The following is a 25,601-nucleotide window of genomic DNA, read 5'->3' on the forward strand; positions in this document are numbered from 1 at the left end:
CTAAGAGAAGGTGAGATTAAAATGAGTCTAGTTAAAAAAGGTGCTGCTCTATTAATGATAGCAACAATGGCATTATCTAGTGCAGCTTGTTCAAATAGTAAAACAGAAGGAAAACCGGAAGCGCAGGCAAAAGTAGCACCAGTTGAAAAAAATGGTGATAAAACTGTAATTCGTTTTTGGCATGCGATGGGTGGAAAAACACAAGGCGTGCTAGATGGGCTTGTTGCGGACTATAATAAGTCACAAAATAAATACGAGATAAAGCCAGAGTTCCAAGGAACATATGAAGAGTCTTTAACGAAGTTTAGAACGATGTCTGCTACGAAAGAAGCGCCAGCTCTTGTTCAGTCGAGTGAAATTACAACAAAATATATGATTGATAGTAAAAAAATTACGCCAATTGATAGTTGGATAAAAAAAGATAAGTACGATACTTCAAAGTTGGAAAAAGCAATTACAAATTATTATTCAGTTGATGGAAAAATGTATTCTATGCCATTTAATTCATCTACACCAGTATTAATTTATAATAAAGATGCTTTCGCAAAGGCGGGCTTAGATCCAGAGAAAGCTCCAAAAACATATGCGGAATTACAAGAAGCAGCGAAAAAGTTAACGATTAAAGAAGGCGGAAATGTAAAACAATATGGATTTTCAATGCTGAATTATGGTTGGTTCTTTGAAGAATTGTTAGCGACACAAGGCGCTTTATATGTAGATAATGAAAATGGTCGTAAAGATGCTGCAAAGAAAGCTGTATTTAACGGTAAAGAAGGACAGAAAGTATTTGGGATGCTAGATGAGTTAAATAAAGCTGGTGCACTAGGAAAGTATGGAGCAAGTTGGGATGATATTCGTGCCGCGTTCCAGTCTGGACAAGTTGCTATGTATTTAGATTCTTCAGCAGGTGTTCGTGATTTAATTGATGCATCTAAGTTTAATGTAGGCGTTTCATATATTCCATACCCAGAAGATTCAAAACAAAATGGTGTTGTTATTGGTGGTGCATCATTATGGATGACGAATATGGTTTCAGAAGAAACACAACAAGGTGCTTGGGACTTTATGAAATATTTAACGAAGCCAGATGTACAAGCAAAATGGCATACTGCAACAGGTTATTTCTCTATTAATCCGGACGCATATAATGAACCGTTAGTGAAGGAGCAATATGAAAAATATCCACAGTTGAAAGTAACAGTAGATCAATTGCAAGCGACGAAACAATCTCCAGCAACACAAGGTGCTTTAATTAGTGTATTCCCAGAATCACGAGATGCAGTTGTAAAAGCATTAGAAGCAATGTATGACGGAAAGAATAGTAAAGAAGCGTTAGATGAAGCTGCAAAAGCTACAGATAGAGCAATTAGTATTTCAGCTCGTACGAGTCAAAAATAAGAGAAAGCCGTATCCGAAAAAGGATACGGCTTTTTTTAGGAGATAAGGGATCAAAAAAATGAAGAAGTCTTATCTCTTTTATATGAGTAAAGGGTCTAGAATGAATCTTGTCCTTTTCATTATTTGTTTAAATCCATTGCAACTTGTTTGCCATTTACGAAAACCTCTGCCACTGCTACCATAACTTCCATCACTTTTTTCATATCTCATCTCTCCTTGTTTTTTGTTTCATTTCTTACTTTTAGTATAAGGAAATATAGCAATCGCAACTATCGAATTGGATGACAAGAGACTTACATTGTTGTAAGGATAATCGTTTTATTTGTAATAAATGTGATTTCGGATTTGGGTTCAGAAATTTCTGCCGTTTTGAACTATAATTAGAAAGAGAGTGGCTTAGAAAGAAGGGGATAATATGAAAAGAATTCTTGTTATTAGTGATATTCATGGAGAGATAGAAAAGTTCGAACAGTTATTGGAAGAAGCTCAATACGATGCAAAACAGGATCAACTAATTTTACTAGGAGATTATGTAGATCGTGGTCCAAATGCGCGTGCTGTAATTGAAAGGGTAAAAGAATTGAAAGAAGAGGGGGCCTTCGTTTTAAAGGGCAATCATGAAGATATGATGATTAAGGCGTTAACTACAAATGAAGAACGTTCATGGAACCATTGGGTAAAAAGAAACGGTGGAGATAAGACTTTATACAGCTATGGATTTGTAGAAGAAGATATTGTAGTTAATGAGGAAGACTTCCAAAAACCGATTTTACAATCGCATGTTTTAGAAGAACATGTAAAGTTTATTCAAGAATTAGATCATTACATTGAAACAGAAAAGTATATATTTGTACATGCTGGTGTTGAGCCATTGAAACGAGTTTCTGAATGTGAACCATATACGTTAATGTGGATCCGTAATGAGTTTCATAATGGATATAGCGGTGAAAAGGTTGTTATATTTGGTCATACGGAAACAAAAACGCTTCACGGTAGTGAGAATTGCGGCGTGTATTTTGGTAGTAATCGAATTATTGGAATTGATGGCGGTGCTGTATATGGCGGCCAGCTAAATTGTTTAGAATTGACGAGTAAAAAGGTGTACGTAATAAAAAGTTGAAAGAGATAAGGAGAATCTTATTTCTTTCAACTTTTTATTAAGCAAAATTTAAGGAAGAGTTTTTATAATTAATCTTTAAAATTCTATATCAAGAAAAAGTGTAGAAAGAACGAATTAAAAATGAAGTTACAAAATATGATTATATTCTTTTGTTAGGAAAAGCAGGAATGTGATTATAAATAGAATTGAATGATATGGTGGAAGGTGAGAATATGCGCTTACTCGTAGTAGAAGATAATGCTTCCTTATTAGAGTCTATTGTCCAAATATTACGCGACGAATTTGAAGTAGATACAGCATTGAATGGAGAAGATGGATTATTTCTAGCATTACAAAATATATATGACGCTATTTTGCTTGATGTGATGATGCCAGAAATGGACGGTTTTGAAGTGATTCAAAAAATACGAGATGAAAAGATTGAAACACCAGTCCTGTTTTTAACAGCGAGAGATTCTTTAGAAGATCGCGTAAAAGGGTTGGATTTTGGTGGAGATGACTATATCGTTAAGCCATTTCAGGCTCCAGAGTTAAAAGCGAGAATTCGTGCTTTATTGCGACGAAGCGGTAGTTTAACAACAAAGCAGACTATTCGCTATAAAGGGATTGAACTGTTTGGAAAAGATAAAGATGTTCAAGTAGATGGACAAAGTATGAAGTTAACATTAAAACAATATGAGCTTCTAGAGTACCTCGTTCAAAATAGCGGAAAGATTTTAATGCGTGAACAAATTTTTGATCGTGTTTGGGGATTTGATTCAGATACGACAGTGGCAATTGTAGAAGTGTATGTACATCATTTACGTAAAAAATTAGAGCCATTCGGTTATCAGAAAGATATTCAAACCGTTCGAGGTATTGGATATATATTAAAAGAACAATGAAAAAGGGAAGTATGTTTCAGAAGACGCGTATTCGATTGACTATATTGAATTCATTAGTATTTATCATTTTGATAGGCGTATTAGGTAGTATCATTTATTCTTACACATATAAGCGTATTTATAGTGGAGTAAATGAATCAATAGAAAAAGCCGTTCAACATAGAAAGAATGCAGATGATAAAAAACTACCTAAAAAAATTAGGGGATATCCTCCAATTGGGGATCCAAGGATAATGGAGTTAACTTGGCTGGGAAACACGGTGGAGATAGATATTGAAAACGGCAAACGTCGTTTTATCTTTGAAGATAATTTGGAAAAGTTTTCTCCAAAGAAATTAGGAACTTTGCAAGATATAGAAGTACAAGGACAATATTTTAGAATATTTGCATTTCAGAAAGATGCAAAAATAGTTCAAATTGCAAGGGATATAACAGCTGAAAAAGAAATGTTACATACTTTATTTTTAATTCTTGTGATAGGTTGTAGCGTAGGAAGTTTATGTGCAATAGGAATTGGCTTTTTCTTAGCTGGCAGGGCACTTGTACCCATTCAAAATTCATGGGAAAAACAGCAGCAATTCGTTTCTGATGCATCACATGAACTAAGGACACCGCTTGCAGTTATTCAATCAAAAACGGATGTTTTATTCCAGTCACCATCCGCTACGATAGAAGAAAAAGCGATGGATATTTCTACAATTTCAAAAGAATGTAGGCGGTTATCAAAACTCGTTAGTAATTTATTATTGCTAGCACGCTCTGATTCTAATCAAATTGAGATGGATAAGAAAACATTTGAACTCGATAAATTGTTAGAAGAAATAGTAGCTCCATATAAGGAGATTGCTTCTTATCAAGAAAAAGAAATGATACTAAAAGTAGAACGTGGCGTATCTTTTATGGGGGATAGAGAGCGGATTCATCAAATGATGGTCATATTGTTAGATAATGCGATGAAGTATACGAATGAAGGTGGGCATATTCAAATTGATTGTACGCAAACGAACAGTTCGATTCGTATACGAGTGAAAGATGATGGGATAGGAGTAAAAGATGAGGACATCCCAAAACTATTTAATCGTTTTTATCAAGGAGATAAAGCGAGAAGTGCGTCAGAAGGAGCGGGATTAGGCCTTTCAATCGCGAACTGGATTGTAGAAAAGCATTATGGGAAAATATCGGTAGAGAGCCAATTGGGAGAGGGTACTTGCTTTGAAGTGATTCTTCCTAAAAACCAAAGAATATAAGTGAGAAGACGATCTTGTTTTTACAAGGTCGTCTTTTTTTAAGGGAAAGTTAAGAAACTATTTTTAACATGTATTATATACAGAAAAGTTCGCCCTATAAAGAAACGATTATAAAAAGGTATTTGAGCAGATTATATCAATCAGAATGTTATTTCGATTATGTATAGTATTAAAAAATTTATGGGCATGATGGAAAAGAAGTTGTAAGAGGGAGGAATTAATTTTGAAAAAGAAAATGATGATGGTATTCACTATTGGAGTAATGAGTTTAAGTATATTAGGGGGTGCCTCTCCTTCTGAAACATCAAAAGGAAAGACAGATTACAAGCAGCGCAGCAAAGAACAATTAAACAATGGAAAGATACATGCTGTGCATACAGAAGAAAAGGCGGAGAATTTAGGGATTGAAACGGCAGGGAAAGAACAAATTACGCTAGAAAAAGAAATCCATGAGACGGAAGTAGGAAGAGAAGCGAAGCAGCTAGGAATTTCAATTGAAGGAAAAGATGTTGGAACTCTTTCAGAAGAAATCTATGAAACAAAAGTGAAGCAAGAAGCGCTAAAGCTAGGCATATCTATAGAGAATACAACGATTGTAAATTTAATTAATCAAATTAATACGATTAAAATTAATGATGAAGCGGATAAACTAGGCATTTCAACAAATGGAAAAGAAATAGAGGAAATTGCGGAAGAAATCTATGGAAGGAAAGTAAGAGAGGAAGCAGGGAAGTTAGGGATTTCACAAAAAGGAAAAGGGATAGAAGAGTTAGCACAAGAAGTGTATGAACAAAAAGTGCAAGAAGAGGCAAAAAAATATCATATTGATTTATATGGTAAAGATATATATCAAGTATTAAGTGAAATTAATGAACAAAAGGTGTTACAAATGGCAGATGAGCTTAATATGGATAAAACGAATAGGAACGCTCAAGAACTAGCAGAAAAAATAAAAAAAGAACAGCCTGAAAAAGGAAAAGAACTAAATTTTGTACCGGTAATTCGCACGGATGCTGACGCGTTTTATTCTTATTTAACGAACTAAAAAGGGCGTGAGAGTGATACGGAAATGGAAGTGGTATATATGTATGGCTGTACTCGGTATAGCAGTATGGAATGTATATACAAATGGAATTACAAAGTATGTGGAGAAGTTAACATTCTTCAATATACAAAGCGGAATTAGTAATAATGATGAAAAGGTCATCTTATCAAATGTACCCTTAATTCAGCAATTACCAGAGCTGGATAGAGGATGCGAAGTAACGAGCTTAGCGATGCTGTTACAATATGCAGGTGTTTCAGTAGATAAGATGGAATTGGCAAGTGAAATCAAAAAGGTGAATTTTTTAGACAATGGTGTAAGAGGAGATCCGAATGAAGGATTTGTAGGGAATATTTATACCTTTTCTGAATCTGGATATGGTGTATATCATGGACCACTTTTTCAATTAGTGAAAAAATATTTACCTAATAAAGCTATAGACTTAACAGGGAAGAGTATAGAAGAAGTTTATAAGAGTGTAAAATCGGGGAAACCGGTAGTTATGATTACGAATGCAACATTTACACTATTAGATGAGAATGAATTTACTACGTGGGAAACAAATAGTGGAGATGTTTCTATTACGTATAATGAACATTGTGTAGTGCTTATTGGATATGATAAGGAATTTGTATATATTCGAGATCCTCTAAGTGACAGTTTAGATGTAAAAGTACCGAGAGAAAGTTTTGAACAGGCATGGGTGCAAATGGGGAGTCAGGCGATTAGCTATGTGAAAAGCTCTAAATGAATTAGTAAGGAAAGAGATGTAAGGAATTGTAAGAGAGGGTTTTGTGGGTGTTTTTTGTTACGAAATAAGAGAATTTCATCTTATTATATAAGCTGAAGTTCTCTTATTTTTTATGATTACATCTTTAGAAGTAGTGAATATGTAAAAATGCATAATTGACGAAAATATTACATGTTATCATTATATATTGTTTTATATATGTTACTTGTATAAAATTACACAAGTATCCACATTCCATAAAGGAGGCTTATTATGCAAAAAATATTTAACTGGGTTAAATGTATGAGCATCAAGAAAAAATTAATCATTTCATTTTTTCTTATTTTAACTATACCAGGACTTATTATCGGTGGTGTTTCATATCAAACTGCCAAAACAAATTTTGAACAACAAATCACAGGTAAAGCAAAGGAAAATATTTCGATTTTAAATACTGTTATTTCTCAAAATATAGAAGAGAAATTTGTTGATGCAGCATACTTTGCAGACATCTTAACAGAGGATACATATCCAAACGGACAAGAAGAAATAGTAAGAACGAAGTTAGCGCAATATATAAAACTTCATCCAGAAGTAGAAGGTATTTATATTGGAACGCAGACAGGAAAGTTTATAAGAGAACCATTTATCAAAATGGATGATGGGTATAATCCAACAGATAGATCTTGGTATAAAGAAGCACATGAAAATAAAGGGAAAGTAATTGTTACTGCACCATATCAATCAGCATCTACAAAAAATATGGTAGTGACAATTGCAAAAGAAGTAAAAGATGGTAAAGGTGTTATAGGAATTAACTTAAATTTAGATAACATCTTGAAAATTTCCAAAATGATTAACATTGGTGAAAAAGGTTATGCAGTTATTTTAGATCAAAATAAGCAAATTGTTAGTCATCCATCTAGAAAACCAGGTGCAAAAGTTACTGACCCTTGGATTAAACCGATTTATGAAGAAAAACAAGGAAATGTCTCTTATACAGAACAAGATGATAAAAAGAATTTAATCTTTGCAACAAATGAGAAAACGGGCTGGAAAGTAGTTGGAGTTATGTTTGATGAAGAAATTACCCAAGCTGCGAATCCAGTATTTTATAAGACTTTTATTGTTATTGCTATCGCTATTGTATTTGGTAGTGTATTAATTTATTTCATTACAAAGTCTATTACAAGACCATTAAGAAAAATAGCTGACTCGGCACATAAAATTAGTAAGGGAGATTTAACAGAGAAAATTACAATCTATTCCAAGGATGACATAGGGAAATTAGGGAATTCCTTTAATGAAATGTCTGCCTCTTTACAAGATGTGATTACTCAAATTAGTTTTTCAGCAGAACATGTGGCGGCATCGGCTGAAGAGTTAACAGCGAGCGTACAGCAAGCAAATGATGCGACAGATCAAATTACAATTGCAATGGAACAAGTATCAGGTGGGGCTGAATCACAAAGTCAAGGTGTTGAAGAAGGTGCGGCTACATTACAACAAGTAAATATAGCAATTCAAGATGTAACTGGAAGCGCGGAATCAATTTCTATCTCCTCATTACATGCGAAAGAAAGAGCTGAAGAAGGGGAAGAATTGGTTGAACAAACTGCAATACAAATGCAGTCTATTTCTAGGTCGGTATCCGAGTCGGATGCTATTATTAAACTTCTTGATGAGAAATCAAAGCAGGTAGGAGCTATTTCTGAAGCAATTCAAAACATCGCTACTCAAACGAACTTATTAGCTTTAAATGCGGCTATTGAAGCAGCAAGAGCAGGTGAACAGGGCCGAGGGTTTGCTATTGTAGCAGATGAGGTTAGAAAATTAGCGGAGCAATCAGGAGAATCATCTGGAGAGATTGCAAATTTAATTGCAGAAATTAAGGCTGATATTGAACATACTGTTAAGGCGATGGATAATGTGAATGGGGAGGTTCAACAGGGTCTTGAGGTTGTAACAAAAACGAAAGTAAGTTTTACGGAAATTTTAAGTTCTACTACACATATTGTTTCTCAAGTGAATCAAATGGTAGAAACAACGAAGAGAATTGCTGGAGATGCAAATGAAGTGACAAATGCTATTGATGAAATTGCAGCAGCTGCAGAAGAAAATACAGCTAGTATGCAAAGTGTTGCTGCTTCAACAGAAGAACAAGTGAATTCAATGGAAGAAATTAGTTCGGCTTCGCAAAACTTAGCTGAGATGGCCGAAGAACTACAAGCGATGACTAGTAAATTTAAAGTATAATAATAGCAGATAAGTAAGGTGAAAATAATATCACCTTACTTATTTTTCTATTCAGCAATTAGGGGAGTCATTAACGGGATGAAAAAAAGAAAAAGACTATGGAATTTATGGAAAACGATTACATTGTTAGTTTGTACAGTTGTAATTTTTTCTTTACTTGTGACAGATATATTAATTAGTCATAATGTAGAACGGACGACGGAGGATAGCCAAGCAGAGAAAGCAAAAACAATTGCACACATTGTGGCGAATGAGTCGATTGTAATCGATGGTTTAATTGGGAAAGCAGATCCTTCTGCAATCCAAACGTATACAAATAGAATATTAAAAAACACAGGTGTTCAATTTATTGTAGTTATGGACATGAATGGAATAAGAAAATCACATCCAAATCCTCAAAAAATAGGTCATCATTTTATTGGGGGTGATGAAGGGCCTGCATTGAAAGGAAAGGAACATGTATCGCTGGCAGAAGGAACTTTAGGTATTTCAATGCGAGTGTTTGTACCTGTATTTTCTGAAACAGGTGAACAACTTGGAGCGGTGGCCGTTGGTATTTCAGCAGATAATGTAAAAGAGAGAGTTAAGGAAAGTAGACATATCATTTATATTGGTGTTGGAGTTGGGGTACTAGTCGGAATTATAGGAGCAATATTGCTAGCTAGACATATAAAGAAAAGTTTATTCGGTCTTGAACCTCACAGGATAGCGAAAATTCTTGAAGAAAGAAATACGATGCTCCAATCTGTAAAGGAAGGTATTATTGCTGTAGATAAAGAGGCCAATGTAACTTTAATAAATAATGAGGCAAAACGATTGTTTAAGAAAAGTGGACTTGAAGAAGATTTTATCGGTAAAGATGTTGAGTTGTACATGCCTAATTCGCGTATAAAAGAAGTATTACAAACGGGAGAGGTGCAATTAAACGAAGAACAAAATATTTATGGAATTACGATTGTGACGAATCGTGTTCCTTTATATGTAAAAGGAGAAATAGTTGGCGCAATTGCAACATTTCGTGATAAAACAGAGATTAGAAAATTAGCAGAAGAATTAACTGGTATTAGACTATATGCGGAAGCGTTACGGGCACAATCTCATGAATTTATGAATAAAATGCATGTCGTATTAGGGCTTACACACATGAAGCAGTATGAAGAATTACAGAAGTATATAAGTGGTATGGTGTCAGAGCATCAATATGAAATTGGTGGGATTATGAAAAAAATAAAAAGTCCAGTATTTGCTGGTTTTTTACTCGGAAAACTTAGCTATGCTAGAGAGAAAAATATAAAATTAATTATAAGTGAAGATTCTTATATGCCGGAAATAGATGATGAAAGTATTACTCATGAGCTTATTACGATTGTCGGAAATTTAATTGATAATGCATTAGAGGCAGTGACGAATTGTGAAAAGAAGCAAGTTGAAGTTGAGATACAATATGGGGAGACACTAACCATTACAGTACAAGATACGGGAAAAGGTGTACAAGAAGAAGAAATAGGGGCATTATTTACGAAAGGTTATTCCACAAAAGGAGATAACCGTGGTTATGGTTTGTATCTTGTAAAAGAAAGTATACAGCGAATAAATGGGGAAATTCATATGCATTCATTAGTGGGAAAGGGAACAACGATAACAATTGAAATACCTAAAGGTAGGGATGAGAGGCAAATATGATTAAAGTTTTAATTGTAGAAGATGACCCGATGGTAGCAATGTTAAATACGCATTATTTAGAGCAAGTAGGAGGATTTGAACTTGTTCAAGCAGTTAACTCCGTAAAATCGGCGCTAGAAGTATTAGAGGAATCACGAGTAGATTTAGTATTACTTGATATCTTTATGCCTGAAGAGACTGGATTTGAGCTCTTAATGTATATTCGGAATCAAGAAAAAGAAATCGATATTATGATGATTTCAGCTGTACATGATATGGGGAGTATTAAAAAAGCATTACAATATGGCGTAGTAGATTATTTAATTAAACCATTTACATTTGAACGATTTAAAAAGGCGTTAACTATATATCGAGAAAAACTTACTTTCATGAAAGAACAACAAAAAATTAGTCAATCGGAATTAGACTCGTTAATTTTGCAAAAAGAAAAAAGAGAGCCTACTGTCACGAAAGAGCTTCCGAAAGGGTTAACGAAGCAAACGTTGCAATTAATTTGGCAGAAGATCGAGTCGCTGAACGGACGAGCATTTACAACAGAGGAAATGGCGCAATTAGTTGGTGTTTCAAGGGTTTCTATTCGAAAGTATGTAATGTTTTTAACTGAAATTGGAGTGTTAGAAAACGAAATGGTGTATCAACATGTAGGAAGACCTGTAAGTAAATTAAGATGTATTGATCAAAAGAAAATAGAGTTTTACGTATAAGCGACTTAATATAAGTCGCTTATACTTTTTTTAATTACAAAATCAATTACAAAACTTACAAAAACTATTTTTACTATTGAAAGCGTTTTAATATTGTTATTAAGAAAACGAGGGGGTGCCATATGGGAATTCAAAAGAATGTGGAAGCGGTATCATTTTCTGGAGGAAATGAAGTACAAAGAGAATCTTTCGCTTCTAAAATTATGAATGTAAAAATCGGTGTTATACCTTTACCGTTATATGTAGTATTGGCTGCTATTATTTATGGGGCATCTGTATATAATAAATTGCCAGCAGATATGATTGGTGGATTTGCAGTTATTATGATCATGGGGATTTTCTTAGGCGATATTGGGATGAGAATTCCAATTTTAAAAAATATCGGCGGTCCAGCAATACTTTCGTTATTTATTCCATCATTACTTGTATTTTTTAACTGGATGAATCCAGCTTCAATGGAAGCTGCGACTATGTTAATGAAAAAATCGAACTTTTTATATTTATATATTTCTTGTTTAGTAGTCGGAAGTATTTTAGGAATGAACCGTAAAGTGTTAGTACAAGGTTTCGTTCGCATGTTTATTCCTTTAGTAGTAGGGACGTTAGCCTCTATAGCAGTAGGGTTATTGGTCGGTTCATTATTTGGATTTGAAATGAAGCACACATTCTTCTTTATCATCGTACCAATTGTGAGTGGTGGTATCGGGGAAGGGATTTTACCATTGTCGCTAGCTTATAGTGATATTTTAAATGAATCATCAGCAACGTTTGTATCACAGCTTATTCCAGCAGCTATTATTGGAAATATGTTCGCAATTGTAAGTGCAGGGTATATGAAGCGTTTAGGTGAGAAGAAACCGGAGCTTAGTGGTAACGGTGTATTAGTGAAAACAGACAATCAAGCAGAATTATTAAAAGAACAAAATACAGAGAAGCCAATTGACTTCTCATTAATGGGAGCAGGTTTATTAATTGCGTGTACGTTCTTCATCTTCGGAGGATTTGCTTCTAAGTTCATCGGTATTCCTGGGGCAATCATTATGATTTTCTCAGCAGCGCTTGTGAAATACTTTAAATTAATGCCAGCAAAAATGGAGCAAGGAGCATTCCATTTATATAAATTTATTTCGAAGAATTTAACTTGGCCGTTAATGGTTGGATTAGGATTGCTATATATCCCGTTAAAAGACGTAGCAGCGGTTCTTTCAGTAGGGTATGTTGTTGTGTGCGCATCGGTTGTTCTTACAATGGTAGCAGCAGGTTTTCTTGTAGGGAAAGTGATGAAGATGTATCCAGTTGAATCGGCGATTGTAACTGGATGTCATAGCGGTTTAGGCGGAACTGGAGATGTTGCTATTTTATCGGCTTCAAATCGTATGGAATTAATGCCGTTCGCGCAAATTTCGACTCGTTTAGGCGGAGCGGCAATGGTTGTAACGGCGACAATATTATTAAAAATGTTTTCATGATCAAACAAGCTAGCTATATTCATATAGCTAGCTTGTCAAATTAAGGGGAGATTATAAGTATGTTAGAGAATCAAATTAATGAAAGATCATTGTTATTGCATAAAGAATTAGTAGGGAAAATTGAAATTACAAGTAAAGTAGAAGTAAATTCAGCGGATGATTTAAGCCTGACGTATACACCAGGTGTAGCGGAGTCTTGTAAAGCAATTGCGGCAGATGAAGAAACGGTGTATGACTATACAGCACGTGGTAATATGGTGGCAGTTGTCTCAGATGGAACAGCGGTACTCGGTTTAGGAAACATTGGACCGAAAGCAGCTATGCCTGTTATGGAAGGAAAAAGTATTTTGTTTAAGAAGTTTGCGAATGTAGATGCTTTCCCATTATGTTTAGGCACAACGGATGTAGATGAAATCGTTACCCTTGTAAAAAATTTAGAGCCTACATTTGCAGGGATTAATTTAGAAGATATTGCAGCACCGCGTTGTTTTGAAATTGAAAAACGATTAAAAGAAGAAACGAATATTCCTGTATTCCATGATGATCAACATGGAACAGCTATTGTCGTTTTAGCAGCTGTTATTAATGCATTAAAAGTTGTTAGCAAACAAATGGATAATGTGAAAATCGTTATTAACGGTGCGGGTTCGGCAGGAATTGCAATTGGAAAATTATTATTAAAGGCTGGTGCAAAGCACATTACGCTAGTTAGCCTAGAAGGTATTGTTTGTGAAGGTGAAACATGGATGAACGAAGCACAAATTGAAGTTTCAAAAAAGACAAATCGTGAACATGTGCGTGGAACGTTAAAAGAAGCGATTCACCAAGCTGATATTTTTATTGGCGTATCTGCTCCTAACGTATTAACGAAAGAACTTGTACAGACGATGAATGAGCAAGCAATTGTGTTTGCAATGGCGAATCCAATTCCAGAAATCTTCCCAGAGGATGCATTAGAGGCTGGGGCAGCTGTAGTAGGAACCGGGCGCTCGGATTATGCGAATCAAGTAAATAATGTATTGGCGTTCCCAGGAATATTCCGCGGTGCGCTAGATGTGCGCGCGACTGATATTACAGAAGAAATGAAATTAGCGGCAGCATATGGGATCGCTAACATCATTACGGACGAAGAACGTAATGCGAATTATGTAATCCCGAATCCATTAGATAAAAGAGTTGTTCCAAGTGTTGCAGAAGCAGTAGCGAAAGCAGCCATTGATTCAGGGGTGGCGCAAATTACGAAAATACCACGTTATTAATAGCTAAAAGCAGTGCCTAAAAAGGCACTGCTTTTTTGAGATAAGAAATCAAAATAAGGAGAGTGTGTTTTAGTTTAGTCACTTTACTCAGTATGGATTACAAATTGATCATAATATCTTTCATTCACATATATATTTAATAACCATAGTCCAGATGAAGGTAGTGACATAGTGAGAGGGAGTTCGTTTGTAGTGGAATCAATTGTATTTGAAGTAGTCCAAGTTGGTTTGGAAGTTTCTTGTTGAAAGAGTACGGGTGTTGGCGTTACTGATCCTTGCTTTAGTGCAATAATAGATAGTTTTCCAGTTGGCATTTCAGGATCTAAAAAGTACCACATCATTTCATTTTTTTTATTTGCGATAATAGGGCTATCGGTCATTGCAATTTTGTCTTCGATACCTCTTAAAGGTATTTTTTCTTGTATGAAGGAGGGTGTTTCTTCCCAATTTACATCTTTTAAAACGCTAAGGTGAAAGAAGGAAGGTGCATTAACCTGAGTGGATGACGTTGCGATGGATTCTTTTTTAGGTACTTCTGAATCAAGTTGCAATTGCGAGCATCCAGTGATGAGAAAGGAGAAAAGTAGCATAGTGCCGATTTTTTTCATGGTGTCACACCCCTAATTTTTATTATTAGTGTAATTGTATTTGCCAGAAAGCGGGACAATTCCTTTAAAGTATAAAAAGGGGTCGTAAGTTTTGTACGACCTCTTTTGACATTTTTTATATTTGTTCAGATGTAAAGGCTGGCTCATTCTCTTTTTGTGGCATCGTTAAGAAAATAACAGAAAGAACAATACATACGCCGCCTAGTAATTGATATGCTCCAAATGATTCATTTAGCCAAGCGATTGAAACGATAGCCGCTACAAGTGGTTCAATACTAGATAAAATGCTTGTTTCTGTTGCTGCTAAATATTTCAGACTACCGATATAAAGAAGAAAAGAAAGAGTGCCACTTATAATGATAAGAATGAGCATAGAAAAAGTTTGGAGTGTGAAAGTTTGCGAAATTTGATCCCACCCAAAAGAACGATTACAAATAAGCAGTGCAATTCCTCCAATTAACATCCCCCATCCAATTACTATGGTTGTTCCGCATTCTTTAATAAGGGAAGCTGGATGGAGGGTATAAAATGCAAATCCAATTGCTGTTAATAGGCCAAAAATAATGGCTTCTTTCGATAAAACAATATTTTCAATTGAACCGTTTGTAATAATAAAGTACGTTCCCGTTAGCGCAGTTACAATTGCGAGTAGTTGCATAGAAGCAGGGAATTTTCGTTGTTCAAATGCGACATAAATGGTAATAAAAACAGGACCTAGAAATTGAAATAATGTTGCTGTGACCGCATTACTAATATGAACTGTTTCGATAAAGGCGTATTGTGCACCGAGCATGCCGAGAATAGAGAAAATAATAAGTTGTATAGAATGTCTAGTGTGTTTCCAAATTTGAAAAATGTTTTGTTTCTTTATCAGTAAAAAAGATAAAATAAATATTCCCGCAAGCAGCAATCGAATTGTTAAAAAATCAATTGATGATACGTTAGTATGTTGAAATAGCCACTGAATCATCGGGCCAGATAATCCCCATAAGGTAGCTCCTGTAATAATCATAATGAGTCCAATCCGTCTACTATTGTTCATAATCATGCATCTCCTCTCGAGTATTTGATTTTTTATGTGTGACATGATAAAAGGAATTATATATATAATCTGGCACTGTAAAAAGTATCAGATTTCAGTTTTATTAAGGGGTCAGATGTTATGTTAGAATTAACGCCTAATTTAAATACGCAAAGTAAAATAGCGTTGTATGTGCAATTGTATGAGTATATAAAAAAAGAGATTAAAGATGGAACGATTCCGGCTTTTACAAAATTACCTGCAAAAAGAAAACTGGCGAGTTATTTACAAGTGAGTAAGAATACAGTAGAAGCGGCTTACGAGCAATTACTTGCAGAAGGTTATATTGAGTCGGCGTCGAGAAAAGGTTATTTTGTATGTAAAGTTGAACAAATGATTTATGTAGAAGGAAGCGATGCGAAAGTAGAAGAAGTGCCGTTTCGGGAGGAGAACTATAAGTTTGATTTCACCCAAACAGGGGTTGATACGAATACTTTTCCGTTCACTATGTACCGCAAGCTTATAAATGATGTATGGCAGCCGCATAATAATGATTTGCTTTTTCTTGGACACCCTCAAGGAGAATTAAGCTTACGAGAGGAAATTGCGAACTATTTGTATGAATCTAGAGGTGTGCGTTGTTCAGCTAGTCAAATTGTATTAGGAGCGGGAACACAAATATTAGTGAAATTATTGTTTCAATTGTTAAAGGGAAGCAATTATGCAGTTGAAAACCCAGGGTATCATAGGAAAATGGTTGTTTTTGAACAGGGAGAAGAGAAGGTTCAAATGTTGTCTTTAGATAGGGACGGAATTTGTATGGCAGATTTAGAAAATAGCGATGCGAATGTTGTATTTGTAACTCCCTCTCATCAATTCCCATGTGGAATGATTATGCCTATTACGAGAAGGACGCAGCTTTTACAATGGGCGAAGAAAGCGAAAGACAGGTATATTATTGAAGATGATTACGATAGTGAATTTCGCTATTCAGGAAGGCCAATTCCGGCACTACAAGGGTTAGATACAGATGGGAAAGTTATTTATATGGGGACGTTATCAAAAGCTTTGTTGCCCTCATTACGGATGAGCTATATAGTATTACCGAAGAATTTAATTAAAAAGTATCAAAAGGAATATCTGTTTTATACACAAAGTGTTTCAAGAATGGACCAAGAAGTGATTAGAAAGTTTTTAAATGAAGGTTATTGGGAAAAACATATTCATAAAATGCGTGTCGTCTACCGGAAAAAGAGGGATCGACTCGTCTTTGAAATAGGAAAGTATTTCTCTAATCGTGTTGAGGTGATAGGAGAAGATTCGGGATTACACATTTTATTACAAGTGCATAATGGAATGCGAGAGGAAGAACTCATTAAAGAAGCTGCGAAATATAGTATTAAATTATATCCTGTTTCTACGTATTATAAAGACGGTACTGCCCCTGGAAATGTAGTTTTACTTGGGTTTGCGATTTTATCAGAGGAAGAAATTGCAAAAGCGATTCAATTATTAAATATAGCGTGGTTTAGAAAAAAGTAAAAAAACATCCTCATACACGAGAGGATGTTTTTTATTATCTATTTTCATCTAGGAATAAGACCATATGCTCTTCGTCCCAATATTGTCCGTTATATTTTAATGAACGTTCTTGCACACCGAATGTTTTAAATCCTAATGATTCATAAAGTTTTTTTGCTCCATCGTTGCCAACAACAACATCAAGCATAACTTGTTCTACTTCTAAAGATTTAGCAAGTTCAAGGCATTCTTTAATAAGTGCTTTTCCTGCCCCAAGTCCGCGTGCTTTTGGAGACACATATACAGAACCGATTTTAGCTTTATGTTCTTGTTTTACATATGGTTTCGTTTCCAGCGTTGCAACCCCGATTAATTTTCCATCTTTAAATGCACCTAGCGTATAGTTTTCATCTTGTGCTAATTTTTGTGCTTTATATTCAATCGCACACTCTTTATTAATAATATCTTCATAAGAAGAGCTAAAAGCTTCAGGGTTTTGCTTTAATCCTTCTACACGAAGTTCTAAGTAAATTTCCGCTTCGTCTTTTGTTAATACATGGATATCCAATTATATCACCCTCCAAATCTTTGCAAATGTACCTTTATTTTATATTGAAATAAGAATAATTTCAAAAGCTTAGCTTATATGAGCTGATTTTATGAACAAAATAACACCAGTAGTGTTTACTACTACTGGTGTTTTCACACGCATCTTATTCAAAAGGTAGCTCAATTATAAAGTTTGTTCCTACTCCTAATTGGCTTGTTACTAGAATGGAACCATTATGCAATTCTACAATTTCTTTTGCAACAGCTAGCCCGATACCTTTTCCTCCAGTAGCTCTCGTTCTGGATTTATCAACACGATAAAAACGATCGAAAATATGCGGGATATCTTCCACAGGAATACCTTCGCCTTCGTCTTGTACACTTATTGTAAAATAATCTGTTTCCGTTAGTACACGTATTGTTATAGAAGTATTTTCTGGTGAATGCTGATAAGCGTTATGCAATAAATTTAACATCACTTGTTCCATGCGTCTTTCATCTATATACACTTCTAAATCCTCTTTACAGTATACATGAAGTTGCATTTGCTTATTAGTTAATGTTGTTTTTGTTTTTTCAACCATTCGCTCTAGAAAAGGCCTCAGAAGTACTTTTTGTTTTTTTATAACAAATTGGTGCTGTTCTAGTTGTACAAGCATAAATAGATCTTGTACGAGATCGGTTACACTATCCGTTTCATCCTCAATGATTTGTAAGTATTCTTCTCGCTCTTCTTTCGTTAAAGAGTCTCTCTTTGCTACCTTCGCATAACCTTTCATATAGGTCAATGGAGTTAATAGTTCATGGGCGACACTAGCGAGAAATTCGTTTCTTTCTTTTTTCATATAAGTCAGTTCACTGGATAAATCTTCAATCGTTTTTGCTAAGCTTCCAAGTTCATCATTCCGTTTAATACCTAATTGAATTGGCTTATTTAATTTTGACATTTTTTCTGTTGCCCTCTTCATTTTTATAAGCGGTTCTGTAATAACACGAGAAAAAACAAAGACAGAAATAGTCGTTAAAATAACTGTCAAAACACTAATGATAAGAAATTGCTTCATGAGTTTAAGTAACATATTTTCTAAGAAAGATGTTTTTAGTAACATATATAACTTTCCTTGAAACTCTGCTGTGTTAAGTGGGCTTACCGTTGTGATGAATTTTGATTTTTTCCAGTTCTTTTCGACAACCAGTCCGTTTTCTGGAATATGTTGTGTTTTACAAGTAAGTTGTTTTTGCATCGCCTTTGTTACAGGTTCTGAAGTGGAAATAATTTTGCCATTATTGTCTGTTATAATGATAGTTATATCAGAGTTAGCAATTGCTTCTGATTCGACTAAGTGTTCAGCTTCAGTGTTGATATCAAAATCGGGGTATACAGCACGTTTAGGCCGTTTACTGTGTTCAGCGCTTTCTGTGAGTCTCTTTTCTTTAGAGTATGCATTCCACTTGGCCCGGTTTTTAATCATGCTACTATAGCGATTACCCTTTTCTAAAAGAGCAAGTGTTTCCTCCTCAATGCGCATGTTTGAAATGCTTTTGTAAAAAGATACGAAAGCAATTGTTTCAATACATAAAGCTAGTATTAAAAAGTATGTCCCAATTTTAAGTGAAAGTTTACTCATTTTCTCACCATACCTTATTTCATATAAAAGGTCAGTGATATACTATTGTCCACTGACCGAAGTAATTATTCACTTTTCCATTTATATCCGACCTTATAAACAGTTTCTAAGTAATTTTCAACTGGAAATCCTTTTTTACGTAATTTATCACGGATATTGCGAATATGTGAATCGATTGTTCTATATTCAATGTCTGTTTCATACCCCCAAATTTTTTCAATTAAATCATCTCGGCTATAAGCACGGTTTGTATTTTGTAAAAATAGTCCAAGTAACGAAAATTCGATAGGAGTCAGTGAGATTTTCTCGTCATACACTGTGACAGTATGTTTCGTTTTATCCCACTCAATACCATTGAAGCTAACAAATCCATCTTTCTTTGTACGGCGTAATATAGCCTCAATTCGTGCAACTAATACATGCTCATCAAATGGTTTTGTAATATAGTCATCTGCGCCGATCGTAAGGCCTTTTACCATATCGTAATTTTGATTACGAGCTGTTAGCATAATGATTGGAACGTTGGAAATTTGACGGATTTGATAGCAAGTATCCCATCCATCCATATTCGGCATCATTACATCTAACAAAACAATATCAAAGTCTTTTTGTTCTATTAACTTTAGTGCTTCAAGGCCAGAGGTAGCTTTCATACAAAAATAGCCACGAGGACTTAAGAACAGATCTAATAATCGTAACATACGTTCTTCATCGTCTACTAATAAAATTTTCACCATAATCTTGTGCACCCCAAACTGTTCATTCTACTTGTATAGTTTACATGAAAATGATAAAAAACTCTTTTTATGTGATTGAGTGGAAGAGTGATTTCTCGCTCAGAGTAATTGACATAAAAAATGCACTAGTTTTGCACAACTATTTTTTATAATAGAAAACGTAGCGACACAAAATACCCTATGTTGCGACATAACGTCATGTCATTTTATTTATAAAATGACAATTCCATTCTATTGTGTATGTGAGATAGAGAGGGTTTTCGTATTCACCTCGCATCGGATAAGAAAAATTTCCTATCTCACACTTTTTTTTAAAGGAGATCATACACATGAATCCAAAAGAAGAAATTTCAAAAAAAGAAAAGCAAGATCGTAATACGGTTGTCATGTGCGTTGCCGTATCTATGGTTATTATTATAAGTTGTGTAAATAAAATTTTGGGGATTTTATAATATAAAAAAAGCTTATTGCTTCTTAAGAAGCAATAAGCTTTTTTCGTTGTTAGGGGGAGTATTTTTATATAATAAACCAAGGTAAAATTGCTAATCCAGAAGTTACAATTGCTGTAGTAAATATTAAAAGCATAGCTCGTTTGTTTTGTTTCATGTCACATTCTCCTCTACATATCAAGTACATGCGATCAGCGTGGGATGTAGTTCCCCACTGAGTAAAGTTTCACTTTATATTTTTAGTATAATGAATGGAAAGGTTTGGTACGATCGATAAAGGTGACATGAAGATTACATTGTTGTAATGAAAAAAGCATCTTTCTTAATAAAAAGATGCTTTTGGAAAACTAGATTGAAGTATTAATCATTTAAGAACAGAACCATATGTTCCTCGTCCCAATATTGACCGTTATGTTTTAATGAACGCTCTTGTACGCCGTAAGTTTGGAAGCCTAATGATTCATATAATTTTTTTGCTGCATCGTTACCAACTACAACATCGAGCATAAGTTGTTCTACATGTAATTTATCGGCATTTTCAATAATTGCTTTAATGAGAGCTCGTCCTGCTCCAAGGCCACGTGCTTTAGGGGAAACAAAAACGGAACCGATTTTTGCTTTATGTTCTTGTTTAATGAAAGGCTTTGTTTCTAAAGTAGCAATGCCGATTAAATCGTTATCTTTGAAGACCCCTAGAGTATACTTATCCGGATTGCTTAATCGTTTTGCCATAGCAGCTACAGGATTCTCATGTTTCAGAACATCTTCATAAGAAGAACTAAAAGCTTCCGGGTTCTTCGTTAAACCTTCCATACAAACTTTTAAATATATTTCTGCGTCCTCTGTCGTTAATAAGCGAATTTCCATCGTTGTAACCTCCTTGGTCGATTTTAAATCAAATAAATCCATTACATATATAAGAATGTGTATGCGTTTTGTTAGCAGTCTCTTTTAATTTGTAAAAGAATGAAAAGATATATGCTACAATATTTTGTTTTTAATTATGTAATGAAATTATATATTAACTTTATTAACTATTCAAGTGTTTAATATATTGCATTTTCATAACTAAAATAACTCCTCAACCGAGGAGTTATTTTAGTTATTCGATTGATAACCATCAATTCGATGTGGGTGCGTGTAAATATTACAAGATTCATTTCTAATAAACCCTACGACAGTAATGCCTAAATCGTGAGCGAGTTGCAATGCTAATTTTGTTGGAGCGGATTTAGATAGAACAATTTCACATCCGATTTTTGAAACTTTGAGTAAAATTTCGGATGAAATGCGTCCGCTAAATGCAATGATTTTTCCTTTAACAGATATATTGTTGCGTAAACAATGTCCATATATTTTATCTAATGCATTATGTCTTCCGATATCCATTCTTGATAGGAGGATATTGTTTCGATCACATAGCGCGGTATTGTGAACACCGCCGGTTTGACGAAAGGTAGTGGAAGATTGTTGTAAAGTATTCATTAAGTAAAAGCATTCTTCAGGAGTAATTTTTACATGTATATCATGTAAATCTTTTGCTTTTGCTGCATCGTTAACAAAAATAAAACCTTGTCTACCTTTTCCGCAGCAGGAAGTGATGTATCGTTTATTGTATAAATTTTGATAGAGCGGATTTATTTTTGATGATGTTACATGGACAATTCCGTTATCTTTTTGAACCCATAGTTCTTCAACATCTTTATAGGAAGAAATAATCCCCTCAGAAATTAAAAAACCAATTACCATATCTTCAATATAATTTGGTGTACATACGACTGTTACATATTCTTCACCATTCAATTTAATCGTAATAGGAGATTCTGTAACAATCTCATCAAGTTGTTTTGAAAATGTACCAGATTGATAACGTACAATTGTATACGTTTCTTGTGTAGGCTCCATATTAAATTCCCCTTTTTTATGTATTTCTCTCCCATATTTATTATAAAACAATGGAAAAAATAAAGTGAAACTTTAATCAGTGGGGGGCTTCATCCCCCACTGATTATTAGTTGAACCAATCGGACTTTAATGGGCGGCCCGACCCCCACTTAACTTCTTTGCTTTCGCTGAATTTTGAGGTGGGGGTCTTACTGCCCATTAAAGCGGGATAAAAACACCTATTAACAAGAAGATCACAGATTATTTTGGTTATTATTGTATATGTACGATATAATAGAACTGTAGAATAGTGATATTTTCAAGCTTTCGTAGTTATACCTTATAACATCTAGAATCGACTTCATAAGAAAAGTATTTGCGCAGAGCGTTTCAAAAATATGTACAGTAACCCACTTATGAAAACGGATTCATAAGTGGGTTGTACAGTTGGTTGTAAGGAGAGGGGAAACTATGGCAGAACAGACAGTCCGTGTAACCGTAGATGGTAAAGAATTTTCAGCATCAGGTGAAAAGACAATACTACAATTATTTAATGAGAGTAATTTGGAACATCCTCAAATTTGTCATGTACCAGAAGTAGATCCAATTCAAACTTGTGATACGTGTATTGTAGAAGTAGATGGGAAGTTAATGCGTGCTTGTTCAACGAAATTAGAGAACGGTATGCACATTGAAAGACAGTCACAGCGTGCCAAAGAGGCGCAGACTGAGGCGATGGACCGAATATTAGAGAATCACTTATTGTATTGTACCGTGTGTGATAACAATAATGGTAATTGTAAAGTCCATAACACCGTACATATGATGGGAATTGAAGAACAGAAATATCCGTATGAGCCGAAAGTAAGTGCTTGTGAAGTGGATATGTCACATCCGTTTTATCGGTATGATCCAAATCAATGTATTGCTTGTGGACAGTGTGTAGAAGTATGTCAAAACTTACAGGTTAATGAAACTATATCGATAGACTGGAGCTTAGATCGTCCGCGTGTTATATGGGACAATGGTGTAAGTATAAATGACTCATCTTGTGTAAGTTGCGGGCAGTGTGTAACAGTATGTCCATGTAATGCGTTAATGGAAAAATCAATGTTAGGTGAAGCTGGATTCATGACAGGATTAAAACCAGATGTGTTAGATCCGATGATTGATTTTGTAAAGGATGTAGAGCCTGGATATAGTAGTATTTTAGCAGTTTCAGAAGTAGAGGCTGCGATGCGTAAGACGAAAGTGAATAAAACAAAAACAGTTTGTACATTTTGTGGCGTCGGTTGTTCATTTGAAGTATGGACGAAAGATCGCCATATATTAAAAGTACAACCTGTTTCAGATGCACCGGTTAATGGTATTTCCACATGTGTAAAAGGTAAATTTGGATGGGACTTTGTAAATAGTGAAGATCGAATTACGAAGCCATTAATTCGCCAAGGAGATATGTTTGTTGAAGCTACTTGGGAAGAGGCATTAGAAGTTGTTGCTTCTAACATGCAGCATATTAAATCTGAATATGGCAGCGATGCATTTGGATTTATTTCTTCATCCAAAGTAACAAATGAAGAAAATTACCTTATGCAAAAGCTAGCCCGTCAAATATATGGAACGAATAATGTAGATAACTGTTCCCGTTATTGTCAATCTCCAGCAACAGATGGTTTATTTAAAACCGTCGGTATGGGAGGGGACGCTGGAACAGTGAAAGATATTGCGGAAGCAGGCCTTGTCATTATCGTTGGTGCGAATCCAACAGAAGGACATCCTGTACTTGCAACGCGTGTAAAACGTGCTCATAAATTACATGACCAAAAATTAATTGTGGCGGACCTTCGTAAACATGAAATGGCAGAGCGTGCGGATTTATTTCTTCATCCGCGCCAAGGTACGGATTACGTATGGCTTGCTGGTATTACGAAATATATTATTGATCAAGATTGGCATGATAAAAAGTTCATAGCTGAAAATGTGAAGAATTTTGATGAATATAGCAAAATGGTAGAAAAGTATACGCTTGATTATACAGAAGAAATTACGGGGATTTCGAAAGAAAATCTGAAAGAAATGGCTCGTATGGTATATGAAGCAGATGGTACTTGTGTACTTTGGGGAATGGGTGTAACTCAAAATACTGGAGGAAGTACAACTTCAGCAGCAATTTCAAATCTATTGCTTGTTACGGGTAATTATCGTCGTCCTGGTGCAGGAGCATATCCATTACGCGGACATAATAACGTACAAGGTGCTTGTGATATGGCGACATTACCAAACTGGCTCCCAGGTTATCAAGCAGTATCAGATGATACGCTTCGTGCTAAGTTTGAAAAAGCATACGGCACAACGATTCCGAAAGCACCAGGATTAAATAATATTGCAATGTTACTTGCCGCAGAAGAAGGAAAATTACGTGGTATGTATGTCATGGGTGAAGAGATGGCTTTAGTCGATTCCAATGCGAACCATGTGCAACATATTTTAGCGAATTTAGACTTCCTCGTTGTTCAAGATATGTTCTTATCAAAAACAGCTCGTTTTGCTGATGTTATTTTACCAGCGGCACCAAGCTTAGAAAAAGAAGGAACGTTTACGAATACAGAGCGACGTATTCAAAGATTATATGAAGTATTGAAACCGCTTGGCGATTCAAAACCAGACTGGTGGATTTTACAAAAAGTGGCTCGTGCACTCGGCGGGGATTGGAATTACGAAAGTCCAAGTGAAATTATGGACGAAATTGCATCACTTGCACCGTTATACTCTCAAGCAACGTATGACCGTCTAGAAGGATGGAATAGTTTATGTTGGGGTAGTCATGATGGTAGCGATACACCGCTATTATATGTAGACGGATTTAACTTCCCAGATAAACTAGCTCGTTTATCATTAGATGAATGGGTACCACCGGTTGTAGCGCCAGATGAGTATGATTTACTTTTAAATAATGGACGTATGCTAGAACATTTCCATGAAGGGAATATGACGAATAAGTCGGCTGGTATTTTATCTAAAGTATCTGAAGTATTCGTTGAAATTTCACCTGAACTCGCTATAGAGCGCAATGTGAAAGATGGTGGTCTTGTAGAATTAGCATCACCATTTGGCAAAATTAAAGTACAAGCGCTTATTACTGATCGTGTAACGGGGAAAGAGCTATACTTACCGATGCATGCAACGATAAATGAAGAAGCGATCAATATTTTAACTGGGACGGCAACAGACCTTTATACGTGTACACCGGCGTACAAACAAACGATGGTGAAAATGCGTGTATTACGTGAAAAAGGAAATCGTCCGTTACCATCTTCAAACCCGCGAGATAAAAAGCGTAATCCGCAAAATGGTGTTGAAATCGAGCAAAAATGGCAAAGAAAACAATACGTATCACTTGTGGACTAGG

The 25,601-nt window shown here is 35.1% G+C and carries 21 protein-coding genes; 14 read left to right on the forward strand and 7 right to left on the reverse strand.

Features of this window, described 5'->3' with window-relative positions:
- The first annotated feature begins 21 nt into the window (after positions 1-21).
- The 11 genes from EKQ63_RS04600 (at position 22) to EKQ63_RS04650 (ending at position 13,795) form a co-directional block, all read left to right on the forward strand.
- A complete protein-coding gene (locus tag EKQ63_RS04600) occupies positions 22-1,398 on the forward strand; it encodes an ABC transporter substrate-binding protein (protein WP_087997461.1) in 1,377 nt (458 codons plus the stop codon).
- A 415-nt stretch (positions 1,399-1,813) separates the two neighbouring features.
- Complete coding sequence (locus EKQ63_RS04605; protein WP_143880761.1) at positions 1,814-2,518, forward strand: metallophosphoesterase family protein; 705 nt, start codon at positions 1,814-1,816, stop codon at positions 2,516-2,518.
- A gap of 212 nt (positions 2,519-2,730) precedes the next feature.
- Positions 2,731-3,402, forward strand: a complete 672-nt coding sequence (locus tag EKQ63_RS04610) for a response regulator transcription factor (protein ID WP_001238626.1) — start codon at positions 2,731-2,733, stop codon at positions 3,400-3,402.
- Complete coding sequence (locus EKQ63_RS04615; RefSeq protein ID WP_087997459.1) at positions 3,399-4,649, forward strand: sensor histidine kinase; 1,251 nt, start codon at positions 3,399-3,401, stop codon at positions 4,647-4,649. The genes EKQ63_RS04610 and EKQ63_RS04615 overlap by 4 nt, the downstream gene beginning before the upstream one ends.
- A gap of 223 nt (positions 4,650-4,872) precedes the next feature.
- The gene (locus EKQ63_RS04620) at positions 4,873-5,694 is read left to right on the forward strand and encodes a transporter (protein ID WP_143880762.1); all 822 of its coding nucleotides are present in this window, start codon (positions 4,873-4,875) and stop codon (positions 5,692-5,694) included.
- A 13-nt stretch (positions 5,695-5,707) separates the two neighbouring features.
- Positions 5,708-6,445: a C39 family peptidase gene (locus EKQ63_RS04625; protein ID WP_143880763.1), complete on the forward strand. Its 738-nt coding sequence runs from the start codon at positions 5,708-5,710 to the stop codon at positions 6,443-6,445.
- A gap of 393 nt (positions 6,446-6,838) precedes the next feature.
- Positions 6,839-8,680, forward strand: coding sequence for a methyl-accepting chemotaxis protein (locus EKQ63_RS04630; protein ID WP_411469469.1), 1,842 nt, complete (start codon positions 6,839-6,841; stop codon positions 8,678-8,680).
- Positions 8,681-8,758: 78 nt separating this feature from the next.
- Positions 8,759-10,363 carry a sensor histidine kinase gene (locus EKQ63_RS04635; RefSeq protein ID WP_087953888.1) on the forward strand — a complete coding sequence of 535 codons (1,605 nt, stop codon included), beginning with the start codon at positions 8,759-8,761 and terminating at the stop codon, positions 10,361-10,363.
- Entirely contained in the window at positions 10,360-11,067 is a 708-nt protein-coding gene (locus EKQ63_RS04640; RefSeq protein ID WP_087953887.1) for a response regulator, read from the forward strand. The genes EKQ63_RS04635 and EKQ63_RS04640 overlap by 4 nt, the downstream gene beginning before the upstream one ends.
- A 122-nt stretch (positions 11,068-11,189) precedes the next feature.
- A complete protein-coding gene (locus tag EKQ63_RS04645) occupies positions 11,190-12,536 on the forward strand; it encodes a 2-hydroxycarboxylate transporter family protein (protein ID WP_087953886.1) in 1,347 nt (448 codons plus the stop codon).
- A gap of 59 nt (positions 12,537-12,595) precedes the next feature.
- Positions 12,596-13,795, forward strand: coding sequence for an NAD(P)-dependent malic enzyme (locus EKQ63_RS04650; protein ID WP_087953885.1), 1,200 nt, complete (start codon positions 12,596-12,598; stop codon positions 13,793-13,795).
- 83 nt (positions 13,796-13,878) lie between these two features.
- On the opposite strand, the gene EKQ63_RS04655 is transcribed toward EKQ63_RS04650, so the two are convergent.
- Together EKQ63_RS04655 and EKQ63_RS04660 are read right to left on the reverse strand one after the other, a co-directional pair.
- Positions 13,879-14,403, reverse strand: coding sequence for a DUF4871 domain-containing protein (locus tag EKQ63_RS04655; protein WP_087953884.1), 525 nt, complete (start codon positions 14,401-14,403; stop codon positions 13,879-13,881).
- Between the two features lie 115 nt (positions 14,404-14,518).
- Positions 14,519-15,445: a DMT family transporter gene (locus tag EKQ63_RS04660; protein WP_087953883.1), complete on the reverse strand. Its 927-nt coding sequence runs from the start codon at positions 15,443-15,445 to the stop codon at positions 14,519-14,521.
- Positions 15,446-15,565: 120 nt separating this feature from the next.
- On the opposite strand from EKQ63_RS04660, the gene EKQ63_RS04665 reads away from it, so the two are divergent.
- Positions 15,566-16,966 (forward strand): MocR-like pyridoxine biosynthesis transcription factor PdxR, encoded by a 1,401-nt coding sequence (locus tag EKQ63_RS04665; protein ID WP_087953882.1) that lies wholly within the window; start codon positions 15,566-15,568, stop codon positions 16,964-16,966.
- Between the two features lie 34 nt (positions 16,967-17,000).
- Here EKQ63_RS04665 and EKQ63_RS04670 read toward each other — a convergent pair whose 3' ends face one another.
- From EKQ63_RS04670 to EKQ63_RS04680, 3 genes are all read right to left on the reverse strand, one after another.
- Complete coding sequence (locus EKQ63_RS04670; protein ID WP_087953881.1) at positions 17,001-17,513, reverse strand: GNAT family N-acetyltransferase; 513 nt, start codon at positions 17,511-17,513, stop codon at positions 17,001-17,003.
- Between the two features lie 145 nt (positions 17,514-17,658).
- Positions 17,659-19,122 carry a sensor histidine kinase gene (locus tag EKQ63_RS04675; protein WP_088328052.1) on the reverse strand — a complete coding sequence of 488 codons (1,464 nt, stop codon included), beginning with the start codon at positions 19,120-19,122 and terminating at the stop codon, positions 17,659-17,661.
- 65 nt (positions 19,123-19,187) lie between these two features.
- Complete coding sequence (locus EKQ63_RS04680) at positions 19,188-19,859, reverse strand: response regulator transcription factor (protein ID WP_000238954.1); 672 nt, start codon at positions 19,857-19,859, stop codon at positions 19,188-19,190.
- 329 nt (positions 19,860-20,188) lie between these two features.
- Here EKQ63_RS04680 and EKQ63_RS30445 point away from each other — a divergent pair, with 329 nt between their 5' ends.
- Positions 20,189-20,311, forward strand: coding sequence for a hypothetical protein (locus EKQ63_RS30445; protein WP_001068392.1), 123 nt, complete (start codon positions 20,189-20,191; stop codon positions 20,309-20,311).
- A gap of 357 nt (positions 20,312-20,668) precedes the next feature.
- Here EKQ63_RS30445 and EKQ63_RS04685 read toward each other — a convergent pair whose 3' ends face one another.
- The gene (locus tag EKQ63_RS04685) at positions 20,669-21,175 is read right to left on the reverse strand and encodes a GNAT family N-acetyltransferase (protein ID WP_000405883.1); all 507 of its coding nucleotides are present in this window, start codon (positions 21,173-21,175) and stop codon (positions 20,669-20,671) included.
- Positions 21,176-21,406: 231 nt separating this feature from the next.
- On the reverse strand, positions 21,407-22,213 hold the full coding sequence (gene fdhD / locus EKQ63_RS04690) for a formate dehydrogenase accessory sulfurtransferase FdhD (RefSeq protein ID WP_087997451.1): 807 nt from the start codon (positions 22,211-22,213) through the stop codon (positions 21,407-21,409).
- Positions 22,214-22,663: 450 nt separating this feature from the next.
- Between fdhD and fdhF the strand changes: the two genes are divergently transcribed.
- The gene (fdhF, locus tag EKQ63_RS04695) at positions 22,664-25,600 is read left to right on the forward strand and encodes a formate dehydrogenase subunit alpha (RefSeq protein ID WP_143880765.1); all 2,937 of its coding nucleotides are present in this window, start codon (positions 22,664-22,666) and stop codon (positions 25,598-25,600) included.
- The last annotated feature ends 1 nt before the right edge of the window (position 25,601 follow it).

The sequence above is a fragment of the Bacillus sp. BD59S genome (genome assembly GCF_007363175.1).
Classification (GTDB): Bacteria; Bacillota; Bacilli; order Bacillales; family Bacillaceae_G; genus Bacillus_A; species Bacillus_A pacificus.

What these genes read in the sequence shown, in the direction of transcription:
- EKQ63_RS04615 (WP_087997459.1), top strand. Translation starts at nt 3,399, where the DNA reads ATGAAAAAGGGAAGTATGTTTCAGAAGACGCGTATTCGATTGACTATA.
- EKQ63_RS04635 (WP_087953888.1), top strand. Translation starts at nt 8,759, where the DNA reads ATGAAAAAAAGAAAAAGACTATGGAATTTATGGAAAACGATTACATTG.
- EKQ63_RS04610 (WP_001238626.1), top strand. Translation starts at nt 2,731, where the DNA reads ATGCGCTTACTCGTAGTAGAAGATAATGCTTCCTTATTAGAGTCTATT.
- fdhD (WP_087997451.1), bottom strand. Translation starts at nt 22,213, where the DNA reads ATGGAGCCTACACAAGAAACGTATACAATTGTACGTTATCAATCTGGT.
- EKQ63_RS04680 (WP_000238954.1), bottom strand. Translation starts at nt 19,859, where the DNA reads ATGGTGAAAATTTTATTAGTAGACGATGAAGAACGTATGTTACGATTA.
- EKQ63_RS04650 (WP_087953885.1), top strand. Translation starts at nt 12,596, where the DNA reads ATGTTAGAGAATCAAATTAATGAAAGATCATTGTTATTGCATAAAGAA.
- fdhF (WP_143880765.1), top strand. Translation starts at nt 22,664, where the DNA reads ATGGCAGAACAGACAGTCCGTGTAACCGTAGATGGTAAAGAATTTTCA.
- EKQ63_RS04685 (WP_000405883.1), bottom strand. Translation starts at nt 21,175, where the DNA reads ATGGAAATTCGCTTATTAACGACAGAGGACGCAGAAATATATTTAAAA.
- EKQ63_RS04640 (WP_087953887.1), top strand. Translation starts at nt 10,360, where the DNA reads ATGATTAAAGTTTTAATTGTAGAAGATGACCCGATGGTAGCAATGTTA.
- EKQ63_RS04660 (WP_087953883.1), bottom strand. Translation starts at nt 15,445, where the DNA reads ATGAACAATAGTAGACGGATTGGACTCATTATGATTATTACAGGAGCT.
- EKQ63_RS04600 (WP_087997461.1), top strand. Translation starts at nt 22, where the DNA reads ATGAGTCTAGTTAAAAAAGGTGCTGCTCTATTAATGATAGCAACAATG.
- EKQ63_RS04675 (WP_088328052.1), bottom strand. Translation starts at nt 19,122, where the DNA reads ATGAGTAAACTTTCACTTAAAATTGGGACATACTTTTTAATACTAGCT.
- EKQ63_RS04645 (WP_087953886.1), top strand. Translation starts at nt 11,190, where the DNA reads ATGGGAATTCAAAAGAATGTGGAAGCGGTATCATTTTCTGGAGGAAAT.
- EKQ63_RS04605 (WP_143880761.1), top strand. Translation starts at nt 1,814, where the DNA reads ATGAAAAGAATTCTTGTTATTAGTGATATTCATGGAGAGATAGAAAAG.
- EKQ63_RS04665 (WP_087953882.1), top strand. Translation starts at nt 15,566, where the DNA reads ATGTTAGAATTAACGCCTAATTTAAATACGCAAAGTAAAATAGCGTTG.
- EKQ63_RS04655 (WP_087953884.1), bottom strand. Translation starts at nt 14,403, where the DNA reads ATGAAAAAAATCGGCACTATGCTACTTTTCTCCTTTCTCATCACTGGA.
- EKQ63_RS30445 (WP_001068392.1), top strand. Translation starts at nt 20,189, where the DNA reads ATGAATCCAAAAGAAGAAATTTCAAAAAAAGAAAAGCAAGATCGTAAT.